Origin of the sequence: Pseudomonas taetrolens (assembly GCF_900475285.1) — a bacterium.
GTDB classification, from domain to species: Bacteria; Pseudomonadota; Gammaproteobacteria; order Pseudomonadales; family Pseudomonadaceae; genus Aquipseudomonas; species Aquipseudomonas taetrolens.
On the sequence record NZ_LS483370.1, the window covers coordinates 1,002,777 to 1,015,932 of the forward strand.

Genomic DNA, 13,156 nt, shown 5'->3' on the forward strand with positions numbered 1-13,156 from the left:
GCGGAGCCCCTTCGGGCCTTGTCGCAGCGTGCGGCAGCGGCTACAGGTGTTGCGCCTTAATGCTGCAGGATCTTGGAGAGGAAGTTCTGTGCGCGCTCCGAGCGGGCGCTCACGTCGCCGAAGAACTCTTCTTTTTCACAGTCTTCGACGATTTTCCCTTGGTCCATGAAAATCACCCGGTTGGCGACCTTGCGTGCAAAACCCATTTCGTGAGTTACGCACATCATGGTCATGCCTTCGTGAGCGAGCTGCACCATCACATCAAGCACTTCGTTAACCATTTCCGGGTCGAGTGCCGAGGTCGGTTCGTCAAACAGCATGACGATCGGATCCATCGCCAGCGCACGGGCAATGGCCACACGTTGCTGCTGCCCGCCCGAAAGCTGGCCCGGGTGCTTGTGGGCGTGAGCCGACAGGCCGACGCGCTCCAGCAATTCGAGGCCTTTTTTGGTGGCTTCCTGCTTGCTGCGACCGAGTACCTTGACCTGGGCGATGGTCAGGTTTTCGGTGATGGTCATGTGCGGGAACAGTTCGAAGTGCTGAAACACCATGCCGACACGCGAGCGAAGTTTAGGCAGGTTGGTTTTCGGGTCGGCGATCGATGTGCCGTCGACCACGATGTCGCCTTTCTGGAACGGCTCAAGGGCGTTGACACACTTGATCAGGGTCGATTTGCCCGAGCCCGAGGGCCCGCAGACCACAACCACTTCGCCTTTTTTGACGTCAGTGCTGCAATCGGTCAGTACCTGGAAGTCCCCGTACCACTTGTTGATGTTCTTGATCGAGATCATACGGCAAACCTTTTTTGCAGACGCTTGACCAGCAGCGAGGCGGAAAAGCTGATGATGAAATACACCAGACCGGCGAAGATCAGGAACTCGTTGGAGCGTCCGATGATGTCGCCACTGGAGCGCGAAGCATTGAGGAAGTCCACCAGGCCAACGGTATAAACCAGCGAGGTGTCCTGGAACAAAATGATGCTCTGCTGTAACAGCAAAGGCGTCATTTTGCGAAATGCCTGCGGCAGGATGATCAGGCGCATGGCCTGGCCGTAACTCATGCCCAAGGCCTTGGCTGCGCTCATCTGGCCCTTGGAAATGGCCTGGACACCTGCCCGTACGATCTCGCAGAAGTAAGCGGCTTCGAACATGACGAAGGCCACCAGACACGACTCGAAGGCACCGATAGGGGTGTCTTCGCCGGTGATCCAGCGCAGTACAAACGGCACCGCGAGGTAAAACCAGGTAATCACCAGCAGTAACGGGATAGAGCGGAAGTAGTTCACGTAAGCGCCGGCCAGATTGGCCAGGAGCTTGCTTGACGACAAACGCATCAATGCCAGCACGGTACCGAGTAACACCCCACCGACAACGCCCATGACCATCAGCTTCAAGGTCATGATCATGCCGTTCCAGAGGCCCGGAAGGGCGGGAACGATGCCGCTGAAATCGAAGAAGTCCATTATTTGCCCCCCAGAGACATCAGGCCGGGCACTGCGACTTTCTTCTCGATCAGGCGCATCAGCAACATCAGGCTCATGTTCAAGGTGAAGTAGATCAACGTGGCGAGGGTGAAGGCTTCAAACAGGTTGGCGGAAAACTCGGCCGTCTGTTTGGTTTGTGCCAGCAGTTCCATCAAGCCGATCAGAGAGGCCACGGACGAGTTCTTGAATACGTTCAGGAATTCAGAGGTGAGGGGTGGAATGATGATCCGGTAAGCTTGTGGCAGCAGCACGTTCCAGTAAATCTGCGACAGGCTGAAGCCCATTGCGCGGGCCGCGGATTCCTGGCCTCGTGGCAGTGCTTCAATCCCGGTGCGTACTTGCTCGCAGACACGGGCGGCAGTAAACAGTCCCAGGCACACGACAACGCTCAGGTACGCCGAGGTGGTCGGGTTCAGGTCTTGCTTGTACCAGTCCTGCAGGTTTTGCGGCAGTAGATCGGGCACCAGGAAGTACCAGATAAACAGTTGCACCAGCAGCGGCACGTTACGGAAGATTTCGACATAAACCGTGGCGATGCCTGCAATCAGACGGTTCGGCAGGGTGCGCATGACGCCCAGCAGCGAACCCAGCAACAATGCAACGATCCAGGCCACGACAGCGATCGCGATGGTCCAGCCCAAGCCGGAGATAAACCAGTCGAGATAAGTCTCGCTGCCTACGCCGGTGGACTTGAAGAACACGCTCCAGTCCCAGTTGTAATTCATGCAGGGTCTCCCCCTCAGATGGGTCTATAAACAAACACTTGCTTCAGGGAATCCTTTCTCTCCCGACAGGCGCGTCGGGCACACGTACCCCGCTCGATAACCAGCGGTTCGAGTGTTCACTCGTGCAATGAGAAGCCAGTGCAGCAGATGGTCAGGCTCCCGAACGTGGATATTCACGCCCGGGGCCAGAAGTGCCGGGTGTCAGGCCTTCTTGTCATCCGCCGGCTTTTCGTCAGCCGCCTTGTCGGTCGGGTTGGCGATCAGCGCCTTGAGCTCGTCGCTCATAGGGAACATCAGGTTCAGGCCTTTAGGCGGGATAGGCGATTGGAACCACTTGTCGTAGGTCTTGTTGATTTCGCCGGACTTGTAATAAGCAATGATGGCGTCATCCACAGCCTTCTTGAAGTCCGGGTCACCTTTGCGAACCATGCAGCCGTAGATTTCGAACGACTGAGGCGTACCGGTCACTGCCCAGTCAGTCGGCTTCTTGGCCTTGGCCATCTCGCCGGCCAGCAGGGCGTCGTCCATCATGAACGCGACAGCGCGACCCGATTCAAGCATGTTGAACGCTTCGCCATGGTCCTTGGCCGAGATCACGTTCATGCCCATCTGCTTGTCGGCGTTCATCGACTTGAGGATGCGCTCGGAGGTGGTGCCTGCAGTGGTCACAACGTTCTTGCCTTTGAGGTCAGCGAAGTCCTTGTAAGGCGAGTTCTTTTTGGACAGCAGGCGGGTGCCGATTTCGAAGATGCCGACCGAGAAGTCCACTTGCTGCTGGCGCTCTACGTTGTTGGTGGTGGAACCACACTCAACGTCGACTGTGCCGTTTTGCACAAGCGGGATACGGGTTTGAGAGGTGACCAGGTTGTACTTGATCTTGAGGTCAGGCATGTCGAGTTGCTTTTTCAGCCCGTCGACGATTGCCATCTGCACATCATGGGAGTAACCAACCGGCTTGCCGGAAGCATCAGCGATGTAGGAGAACGGAATGGAGGAGTCACGATGCCCAAGGGTGATGGTGCCGGAGTCTTTGATTTTCTTCAGCGTGCCGGTCAGTTCGGCGGCGAATACTGGAGTGCTAATCAGAGCTGCAGCAATAGCTGCGGCCAACAGTTGCGGAACGATACGCATCGGTGTTTCCTCGACATTGTTTTTTTTATTGAGCCCGTTCACGAGCCCTTTTGTACTTCAAATGTCCTAACAGGCTAAACGCACTGTTTAAGCATTCGGCTCTGAGTGTAGAGCATGAGCCGTGCCAGCTTCAGTATTTATATTCAGGCGATTGATTTATAAGGATTTTTTGTATTTTTGTGCGCGTCGCGCAGAGCGACATTACCCGGAAAGCCGAATCACTGCGGCCTGAGCTGTTCGGAAAACCGAATGAAGGAAGTGTGACCGGGGTCACGGAATGTTTGCAGGCGCCGGGCTGCCCTGGGGAAGGGCAGCCGTGCTGCTGCAACATCTACTGAAGTGAGGTCAAGCGGCTTGCACTTTGCGCTGCATGAGGTTCAGCGTGGCCATGTATTGCGCCAGATGTTCCTGTTCTTCTTTGGTGGTAAACAGGCCCAGCTTGGTTCTGCGCCAGAGGATGTCCTGGGCATCGAGGGTCCATTCCTGGCTGCACAGGTAATCGACTTCACGGGTATAAAGGCCGCTGCCGATGTGCTCGCCCATGTCATCGAGATTTTTCACGCCGTCCAGCAAGCGCCATGAGCGGCTGCCGTAGGTGATGGCCCAGCGCTTGGCGATCGCCGCGTCCAGCCAGCTGTGCTGGAGGCACAGAGCTGCACTCAAGGCCTGAGGTGTGGTCATGTCTTCACCGCCCGGAAGGGCTGCGCTGGCCGTCCAGCCGGGTTCCATCTGAGGGAAGTAAGGTGCCAGTTCAGCAAGGGCCGACTCGGCCAGCTTGCGGTAGGTCGTCAGCTTGCCACCGAATACGGACAGCAGTGGTGCCTCGCCCGGGGCGCCGGACAGCGCAAGGGTATAGTCGCGGGTAACGGCTGAAGGGTTGTCGGACTCATCATTGCACAATGGGCGCACACCGGAATAAGTCCGCAGGATGTCGCTGCGACTGATTTGCTGCTTGAAGTGAGCGTTGACCACGTTCAGCAGGTAGTCGGTCTCTTCTTCAGTGATGCTGACTTTGGCCGGATCGCCAATGTATTCGCGGTCCGTGGTGCCGATGATGGTGAACTGATCCATGTACGGAATAGTGAAGACGATCCGCTGATCTTCGTTCTGCAGGATGAACGCGTTAGGCGCGTCATACATTTTAGGCACGATCAAGTGGCTACCCTGAATCAAGCGGATGCCATAAGGGGAGTCCAGTTTCAGGTCGTCCTTGATGAACTTGGCGACCCAGGGCCCGGCAGCGTTGACCAGTGCCTTGCTGCGAATCGAGAACAGGCTGCCGTCTGCCCGCTCCAGGTTCAATTCCCACAAACCCTTGTTGCGACGAGCACCGATACAGCGCGTCTGGGTGTGAACATGCGCGCCTTTTTCCCGTGCAGCCATAGCATTGAGGACCACAAGTCGTGCGTCATCGACCCAGCAATCCGAGTACTCGAAGCCTTTGGTGATCGCTGGCTTCAGCGGGCTGTCTGCACCAAATTTGAGGCTGGTAGAGCCCGCCAGTTTTTCGCGCTTGCCCAAGTGGTCATACAGGAACAGGCCGGCACGGATCATCCACGCGGGGCGCAGGTGCGGGCGATGCGGCAAGACAAAGCGCATGGGCTTAACAATATGCGGTGCTTTTGCCAGCAGTACTTCGCGCTCGGCCAATGCTTCGCGCACAAGACGGAACTCGTAATGTTCAAGGTAGCGCAGGCCGCCGTGAATCAGTTTGCTGCTGGCTGATGATGTATGGCTGGCCAGATCATCCTTTTCGCACAGGAAGACCGACAACCCGCGACCTGCAGCATCTGCCGCGATTCCGACGCCATTAATTCCGCCACCAATCACGGCAACGTCGTAGACCTCAGCGAGAGGAGTGGCAGGCAAAGTGCTCAGGGTCATGTAGGGGGGCCTCGCGTCTGTGCGCATATTTGAATTCGAACATTAATGTTCGCTTTCGAAAATAGTAGCCCATAAGGACGCGCGTATCCAGCCTCACTCGATTGAAAAAACTCATCGAAAGGTGAATAAAGGAAGATTTTCGAACATTTTGCGAGTGAGCATACTGCTGCCGCGCCTGGCTGCGAAGCAGCCCCTGCAGTTTTGCGTGCTTTTGTCCCGGTAGGTGACAGTGGCAGCAGGGGCGGGTGCTTAAACCACTTCGAGGCGAATCTTGTTCTGGGCCAGCAATTGTGCAAGTTCCGGTACTGGCGGCTGGTCGGTCACCAGGCAATCGATCAGGCTGATCGGCCCCAGGCGAACCATTGCGTTGCGTCCGAATTTGCTTGAGTCAGCGGCGAGTATGACTTGTCGGGCGTTGGCGATGATGGCCTGAGAAACGCGTACTTCTTGATAGTCAAAGTCCAGCAGGCTGCCGTCGGAATCGATACCGCTGATGCCTACCAAGGCGAAGTCGAACTTGAACTGGTTGATAAAGTCGACACTGGCCTGACCCACAATACCGCCATCGCGACGTACGTTGCCGCCCGCTATCAGCACTTCGAAATCGTCCTTGGCGCTCAGGATCGATGCCACATGTAGATTGTTGGTGATGACTTTCAGGTGATTGTGGTTGAGCAATGCCCGTGCAATCGATTCGGTGGTGGTGCCGATGTTGATGAAAATAGAGGCGTGATCTGGAATTTGCAGGGCAATGGCTTCGCCAATACGGCGTTTTTCATCGCGCATCTGATCAGCCCGCATGGCGTAGGCCGTATTTTCAACGCTGGAGTCATAGGCGGCGCCACCGTGATAGCGACGCAGCAGGTCGGCTTCAGCCAACTGGTTGATATCGCGACGGATGGTCTGCGGTGTAACGACGAACAACTGAGCCATTTCCTCGATGCTGACATAGCCGCGTTCGCGTACGAGTTCGAGGATCTGCTGTTGGCGTGGAGGCAGATTCATGGAGTTTCCTTTGGGCGGCGAAGCAAATTCGCCCATGATGCCGCAGGAAAGCGCAGCCTGCTACTTGCTGGTGCCATGAACTGCGAATGTGACAGCGGGCGCCATGGTCGCCCGCTGTGGTTATTGCCCTGAGTGCTTAGTTGTTCTCGTCGTGGGGAGCCCAGTCACGGGTACGGCTCACGGCCTTTTTCCAGCCGGCATAGAGTTTCTCCTTGCTGGCTTCCTCAAGGGCCGGTTCGAACTCACGTTCGATCACGGCCTTGCCGCGCAGCTCTTCCAGGCTGCCCCAGAAACCACACGCCAGGCCGGCCAGGTATGCAGCGCCCAAGGCTGTGGTTTCGCGCATTTGCGGGCGTTCGACCATGGTGCCAAGGATGTCCGCCTGAAACTGCATGAGGAAATTGTTGGCCACTGCTCCGCCGTCAACGCGCAAGGCTTTGAGGCGTTCGCCCGAATCTTGTTGCATTGCATCCAGTACATCGCGGGTCTGGTAGGCGATCGACTCGAGCGCTGCACGAATGATGTGATCCACGCGTACGCCGCGGGTCAGGCCAAACAATGCCCCACGGGCATACGGGTCCCAGTACGGAGCGCCCAGGCCGGTAAATGCAGGTACCAGGTACACGCCGTTGCTGTCTTTTACCTTGCCGGCAAAATATTCGGTGTCGTGAGCGTCGTTAATTATTTTCAACTCGTCACGCAGCCATTGAACGGTGGAGCCGCCGTTGAATACTGCGCCTTCCAATGCGTAGGCAACTTCTCCGCGAGGACCGCAGGCGATGGTGGTCAGCATTCCGTGTGTTGATTTGACGGCTTTTGTGCCGGTGTTCATCAGCAGGAAGCAGCCAGTGCCATAGGTGTTCTTGGCCTGGCCGGGTTCGACACACATTTGGCCAAACAGCGCGGCTTGCTGGTCCCCGGCAATACCGCCGATGGCGATGCCGCTTTTGGTATGGCCGTATATTTCCGAGGACGATTTGACCTCCGGCAGCATTTCGCGCGGGATATCCAGCACCTCCAGCATCCTGGAGTCCCACTCCAGGGTGTGGATGTTGAAGAGCATGGTGCGTGAGGCATTGGTGTAATCGGTGACGTGGGTTTTGCCGCCGGTAAATTTCCAGATCAGCCAGCTGTCGACGGTGCCGAACAGCAGTTCGCCGTTACGGGCGCGCTCACGGCTGCCTTCAACGTTGTCGAGGATCCACTTCAGCTTGGTGCCGGAGAAGTACGGATCGGTTACCAGGCCTGTGGTGTCGCTGATGTATTGCTCATGGCCATCACGCTTGAGTTGCTCGCAGATCTCGGTACTGCGTCGGCATTGCCACACAATCGCATTATAAATCGGCCGGCCGCTGATCTTGTCCCAGACCACGGTGGTTTCGCGCTGGTTGGTAATACCGATGGCGGCAACCTGATCGTGGTGCAGGCCGGCCTGTGCCAGTGCCTCCACCATGACGGCGCTCTGGGTGGCGAAAATTTCCATCGGGTCATGCTCAACCCAGCCGGCTTGTGGGTAATGCTGCTGGAACTCGCGCTGTGCGGTGCATACCACGTTAGCGTCACGATCAAAGATGATCGCTCGCGAACTGGTAGTGCCCTGGTCGAGGGCAATGATGTAGTTCTTATTCTGAATATCGGTCATGGGATTGCCTTGCAGAATTAAGTAGTGGGTTCAGGGCGCGAGAAAGGTAGCGGGCAATGGTCTCGTGCGCCCCGTTTCAAAGTCAGTATCAGGAAGTCTGGGTTTTCACTTCAGTGGTGGCCTGGTTAGCCGTTGCCACTGATTCAGCATCAGGTAAATGGCGAGCGATCAACCCGCGGTAAATGGCTGCACCCAGGCAAGCCCCCACGATCGGTGCAACGATCGGAATCAGGAAATAAGGAATCTCGCGGGCACCTGTGAACGAGACTTCACCCCAGCCAGCAAAGAACGTCATCAGTTTAGGTCCGAAATCACGCGCAGGGTTCATCGCAAAGCCTGTCAGCGGGCCCATCGAGCTACCAATTACGGCAATCAGCAAGCCTATCAGCAACGGCGCCAATGGGCCGCGGGGCAGTCCGTTCTTGTCATCAGTCAGTGCCATGATCACTCCCATCAGGATGGCGGTGATCACCATTTCGACGAGGAAGGCCTGCAAGGTCGAGAGTGCCGGGTGCGGATAGGTCGAAAATACGGACGCCAATTCGAGGCTGGCCTGACTGCCGCGCACCATTTGATGGGTTTGTTCGTAATCGAAGAATAGATTGCTGTAAAGCGTGTAAACCAACGCGGCTGCGCAGAAGGCACCGGCGACCTGGGCGAGGATATAGAAGGGTAATTTACGCTTTTCGAAATCGGTGAAAAGGCAGAGCGCAATACTCACTGCCGGATTCAGATGCGCACCTGAAACACCGGCTGTCAGGTAGATGGCCATGCTGACGCCAATGCCCCAGATGATGCTGATTTCCCACAAGCCAAAGCTGGCGCCTGCCACCTTGAGCGCTGCAACGCAGCCGGTACCGAAGAAGATCAGCAGTGCAGTGCCTAGAAACTCGGCCATGCACTGGCCGTAAAGCGTGGGATGATGCGATGCAGTCGTCATTCAGAAACCTCGTTTTTGTTATTTTTTAGACGGTGTCGGTCCGGGGTCATGGAGTTGCGCAAACGCTGGAAAGGGTAAATTCCAGTTTTCAGTATGCGCGGGCAGATAAACAAGTTACGAACAGATATATTCAGATTCGAAAAAATATAGACAAGAAACACTGCTGTCAAAGGTCGAAAGTGAACGGGCATTCACATTCTGACTTTTGGCAGGGGTTGTGGTGTTGGTTTTTCTGTAAGGAAAAACTACAAATTGGTAGGCAGGCGTTTAACGTTTCAGCTGGTTTTCTTGGCCGAAAGACCCGCCCCAGCGCCTTTTCATGGGCTAATGGCCTAGAATTGCCCATCGGTTTTCTATATTTACTTCGCGATTGGAACTGACATGACGCCTGCATTGGACCTGCTGAAAAAAGTTCGCGCCGAACATCGCGTGCACAGCTATGAACATGATCCCAAGTCAGCTTCTTATGGGTTGGAAGCCGCAGAGAAGCTTGGTCTTGAGCCTGCCCGAGTGTTCAAGACGCTGCTGGCCTGCTCTGAAAAGGGCGAATTGCTGGTGGCTGTTGTACCGGTCGTCGGAAGCCTTGATTTGAAGGCACTGGCACACGTGGCTGGAGTGAAGAAAGTCGAGATGGCTGATCCGATGGCGGCACAGCGCGCCACAGGCTATTTGCTGGGAGGGATTAGCCCTTTGGGCCAAAAGAAGCGCCTGCGCACTTTTATTGATCAGAGTGCGCTGGGTTTTGCGACCGTTTTTGTCAGCGCCGGGCGACGCGGACTGGAAGTGGAGCTGGCGGCAGGAGCCCTGTCTGAGCACACGCAGGCGGCGTTTGCTGAAATAGGTCGAGCCTGAGCTGCGATCGTCCATAGCAGCTGCCATACGCGTTTTTGGCAGCCGCTACGGGAGCCTGTGTTTCAGCTGGCGGCGCTGAAACGTCTGACACCGGTTTCGGTATGAGGAATCTGCGCTGCCTTGCTGCCGCTGGTTTGAAACATCACCAGATGCTCGGCGGCTACGCTGATACCCACTTCCGTGCCTGGTAAATGATCGGCATGGCTGGGGAAAATCGATTCCAGCTGGCTGCCAGTCGGCAATTGCAGACGGTAGAGGGTTGAAGCGCCGAGGAAGGTCTTGCCGATGATCCGCGCTTTCAAATCGCTATGGGGGGCGTAGACGATATCGTCCGGGCGAAGCAGTACATCGACTGCGCCACCGGTAGGCCATGTATAAGCCCGATTCCCGCGTAACACACCCAGTTCGGTTTGCACTGATTCAGGCGTCAGGAGTTGGCCTCTAATGAAGTAGCCCTGGCCAATAAAGCTCGCTACGAACGGCGTAAGCGGCTCGTGGTAGAGGTTGTAGGGCGTATCCCACTGCTCCAGACGACCTTCCTTGAATACGCCGACGTGGTCGCTGACGGCGAAGGCCTCTTCCTGGTCGTGTGTGACCAGAATCGCGCTGGTGCCTCGGGCCTTCAGGATGTCCCTGACTTCATGGCTCAACTTGCGACGCAACTCCCCATCGAGGTTGGAAAATGGCTCGTCGAGTAGCAGCAACTGCGGCTCTGGCGCGAGCGCGCGGGCCAAAGCCACTCGCTGCTGCTGACCACCGGATAGCTCATGGGGAAAGCGTTTGCCAAGGTTCTTGAGGTTGACCAGCTCAAGCAGCTCCTCGGTCACGCGCTCTTTGTCCGGATGCTTGCGAATGCCGAACGCGATGTTGTCTGCCACGCTCAGGTGCGGGAAGAGGGCGTAGTCCTGAAACACCATGCCAATGCGACGCTTCTCGGGTGCCAACGTGAAGCCGGCGCTGGAGATGACTTCGCCTGCGAGCTGAATCTCACCCTGATGCACCGGTTCAAAACCGGCAATGGCCCGCAGCGTCGTGGTCTTACCGCACCCTGAAGAGCCCAGCAGGCAACCGATATCGCCAGCGTTGAGGTGCAGGTTGAGATTTTGCACAACGCTCTGGCCTTGATACCCACAGGCCAGATCGCGGAGGTTTAGCAATAGAGGCTGACTCATGCGTGGTGATACGCCGGTTGGACCAGGAATTCGAGCAGCGCTTTTTGCGCATGCAAGCGGTTTTCAGCTTGATCCCATGCGACGGAGCGCGGGTCATCCAGCAGGTCAAGGCTGATTTCTTCGCCCCGGTGGGCCGGCAGGCAATGCATGAACAGCACGTTTTCTGCAGCGAGGTCGAGCAAGGCGCGGTTGACCTGATACGGCGCGAACAGCTTTAGGCGTTTGGCCGTTTCTTCTTCCTGACCCATGGACGTCCAGACGTCGGTGCTCACCAGGTGTGCGCCTCGTACGGCTTCACCCGGATCGCGCACGATGGTGACGCGATCGCCAGCCAGGGCAACAAACTCTGCATTGGGCTCATAGCCTTCAGGGCAGGCAATACGCAGCTGGAAGTCGAACTGGATAGCCGCTTCTATGTAGCTGTTGCACATGTTGTTGCCGTCACCGATCCAGGCGACGGTTTTGCCCTTGATCGAGCCGCGATGCTCAAGGAAGGTCTGCATGTCCGCCAGCAACTGGCACGGGTGCAGATCGTCTGACAGGCCATTGATCACCGGTACGCGGGAGTTGGCGGCGAATTCGGTCAGCGTGCTGTGGGCGAAGGTGCGGATCATTACCGCATCGAGCATGCGTGACATCACAATCGCGCAGTCGCCAATAGGTTCGCCCCGGCCGAGCTGGGTATCGCGTGGCGACAGGAAAATAGCCTGGCCGCCCAGCTGGATCATGCCTGCTTCAAAGGACAGGCGTGTTCGGGTCGATGATTTTTCGAAAATCATGCCCAGTACACGGTTTTTAAGGGGTTCGAAGAGAACGCCGCGATGACGCAGGTCCTTTAGCTCGATACCGCGACGAATCACGCTGACTAGCTCTTCGGGCGTGCAATCCATCAGGGAGAGAAAGTGCCTTGCGCTCATCATTAACTACCTTTTTTGCAACGACCGCAGATACTCAAAGCCTGGTTTTACGGAAAAACGGGCGAGACCTGCGGCGAAAGCCGCACGTGGCGACGAAATAGGAGAAGGCGCGATCTTATAAGGAAATGTCGCGTCTTGCCAATAAGGGTCACGAGTTTAGAGGTCAGAGCGAGTCTTGCGCTGCATGAGCGCGGCTAAAACCACCGTACAGTGATTTGCCTTACCTCAGCTGCTCATTTGTACACTGCACGTACGTTGCTTGGCAATTCGGCGTGCGCAGGGGAGGGGCTGTCGCAGGGGGACGGTTCTGCAGGCAGGCCCGTGGGGCGGGCTTGCATGCTTGATTCAGGCGTAAGGATTCAGACTATTGTCTGTCGGGGAGACCAAGCGTCATGCTCGGCTTTCCGTTACAATGCGCCACCGTGCCGACAACTGAGTCGGAAAGTTCAGCCGAGGTGCTCCATGGATATCATCGAAACTATTAAAGAACAGATTGCTAACAACACCATTCTGCTCTACATGAAAGGCTCCCCAAACGCCCCGCAGTGTGGCTTTTCGGCTAAAGCTGCTCAGGCCGTCATGGGCTGTGGCGAAAAGTTCGCTTACGTGGACATTCTGCAAAATCCAGAAATTCGCGCCAATCTGCCGAAATACGCTAACTGGCCAACGTTCCCACAGCTGTGGGTTGCTGGTGAACTGGTTGGCGGCAGCGACATCATGGCTGAAATGGCTGCAGACGGTTCCTTGCAGGCATTGATCAAAGACGCTGCAGAGAAAGCCGCTGCCGCAAAGGCTGATGCCTGATCGGTACGCAGTTGTAATTTCCTTATAGAAGTTACAGTGCATAAAAAAGCCCCGCTTCTGAATACCAGAGCGGGGCTTTTTAGTGGGCGTTAGTTACTCACCCATCTGCGACTGCAGGTAATTCTCAATACCCACTTTATCGATCAGGCCCAACTGAGTTTCCAGCCAGTCGATATGTTCTTCTTCGGACTCAAGAATATCTTCGAGCAGTTCACGGCTGCCAAAGTCCCCAACAACTTCGCAATGTGCAATAGCGGCCTTGAGATCAGCGTGGCCGGTCTTTTCAATGCGCAGGTCGCACTCGAGCATTTCTTTGGTGTGCTCGCCAATGTGCAGCTTGCCCAAGTCTTGCACGTTAGGCAGGCCTTCAAGGAACAGAATGCGCTTGATCAGTTTGTCCGCGTGCTTCATCTCGTCGATGGACTCGTGGTACTCGTGTGCCCCCAATTTCTCCAGGCCCCAATCCTGATACATGCGGGCATGCAGGAAGTACTGGTTGATAGCGACCAGCTCGTTGCCGAGAATTTTATTGAGGTGCTGGATGACTGAGATATCGCCTTTCATGGCTTGGGCCTGCCTTAATTAACCGTATATAAAGCAG

13 protein-coding genes are annotated in these 13,156 nt (G+C 56.3%); 2 read left to right on the forward strand and 11 right to left on the reverse strand.

The annotated features are described in order from the left end of the window. Positions 1-56 precede the first annotated feature (56 nt). The 8 genes from DQN55_RS04830 to DQN55_RS04865 form a co-directional block, all read right to left on the reverse strand. Positions 57-791: an amino acid ABC transporter ATP-binding protein gene (locus DQN55_RS04830; protein WP_048378045.1), complete on the reverse strand. Its 735-nt coding sequence runs from the start codon at positions 789-791 to the stop codon at positions 57-59. Beyond that, positions 788-1,462 (reverse strand): ABC transporter permease subunit, encoded by a 675-nt coding sequence (locus tag DQN55_RS04835; RefSeq protein ID WP_048378044.1) that lies wholly within the window; start codon positions 1,460-1,462, stop codon positions 788-790. The genes DQN55_RS04830 and DQN55_RS04835 overlap by 4 nt, the downstream gene beginning before the upstream one ends. Next, complete coding sequence (locus DQN55_RS04840; protein ID WP_048378043.1) at positions 1,462-2,208, reverse strand: amino acid ABC transporter permease; 747 nt, start codon at positions 2,206-2,208, stop codon at positions 1,462-1,464. Before DQN55_RS04840 ends, DQN55_RS04835 begins: the two co-directional genes overlap by 1 nt. A 201-nt stretch (positions 2,209-2,409) precedes the next feature. After that, complete coding sequence (locus DQN55_RS04845; protein WP_048378042.1) at positions 2,410-3,339, reverse strand: glutamate/aspartate ABC transporter substrate-binding protein; 930 nt, start codon at positions 3,337-3,339, stop codon at positions 2,410-2,412. A 345-nt stretch (positions 3,340-3,684) separates the two neighbouring features. Further along, entirely contained in the window at positions 3,685-5,223 is a 1,539-nt protein-coding gene (glpD, locus tag DQN55_RS04850; RefSeq protein ID WP_048378041.1) for a glycerol-3-phosphate dehydrogenase, read from the reverse strand. A 249-nt stretch (positions 5,224-5,472) separates the two neighbouring features. Then, on the reverse strand, positions 5,473-6,228 hold the full coding sequence (locus DQN55_RS04855) for a DeoR family transcriptional regulator (RefSeq protein WP_048378040.1): 756 nt from the start codon (positions 6,226-6,228) through the stop codon (positions 5,473-5,475). 136 nt (positions 6,229-6,364) lie between these two features. Then, positions 6,365-7,870 (reverse strand): glycerol kinase GlpK, encoded by a 1,506-nt coding sequence (glpK, locus tag DQN55_RS04860; RefSeq protein WP_048378039.1) that lies wholly within the window; start codon positions 7,868-7,870, stop codon positions 6,365-6,367. Positions 7,871-7,958: 88 nt separating this feature from the next. After that, a complete protein-coding gene (locus DQN55_RS04865) occupies positions 7,959-8,810 on the reverse strand; it encodes an MIP/aquaporin family protein (protein WP_048378038.1) in 852 nt (283 codons plus the stop codon). A gap of 381 nt (positions 8,811-9,191) precedes the next feature. Between DQN55_RS04865 and ybaK the strand changes: the two genes are divergently transcribed. Continuing rightward, a complete protein-coding gene (ybaK, locus tag DQN55_RS04870; RefSeq protein ID WP_048378037.1) occupies positions 9,192-9,662 on the forward strand; it encodes a Cys-tRNA(Pro) deacylase in 471 nt (156 codons plus the stop codon). Between the two features lie 62 nt (positions 9,663-9,724). On the opposite strand, the gene DQN55_RS04875 is transcribed toward ybaK, so the two are convergent. Both DQN55_RS04875 and argF read right to left on the reverse strand, forming a co-directional pair. Beyond that, positions 9,725-10,834 carry an ABC transporter ATP-binding protein gene (locus DQN55_RS04875; protein WP_048378036.1) on the reverse strand — a complete coding sequence of 370 codons (1,110 nt, stop codon included), beginning with the start codon at positions 10,832-10,834 and terminating at the stop codon, positions 9,725-9,727. After that, positions 10,831-11,751, reverse strand: coding sequence for an ornithine carbamoyltransferase (gene argF / locus DQN55_RS04880; protein ID WP_048378035.1), 921 nt, complete (start codon positions 11,749-11,751; stop codon positions 10,831-10,833). The genes DQN55_RS04875 and argF overlap by 4 nt, the downstream gene beginning before the upstream one ends. 462 nt (positions 11,752-12,213) lie before the next feature. Between argF and grxD the strand changes: the two genes are divergently transcribed. Continuing rightward, a complete protein-coding gene (gene grxD / locus DQN55_RS04885; protein ID WP_048378034.1) occupies positions 12,214-12,555 on the forward strand; it encodes a Grx4 family monothiol glutaredoxin in 342 nt (113 codons plus the stop codon). A gap of 93 nt (positions 12,556-12,648) precedes the next feature. On the opposite strand, the gene bfr is transcribed toward grxD, so the two are convergent. Beyond that, positions 12,649-13,119: a bacterioferritin gene (bfr, locus tag DQN55_RS04890; RefSeq protein ID WP_048378033.1), complete on the reverse strand. Its 471-nt coding sequence runs from the start codon at positions 13,117-13,119 to the stop codon at positions 12,649-12,651. Positions 13,120-13,156: the final 37 nt, after the last annotated feature.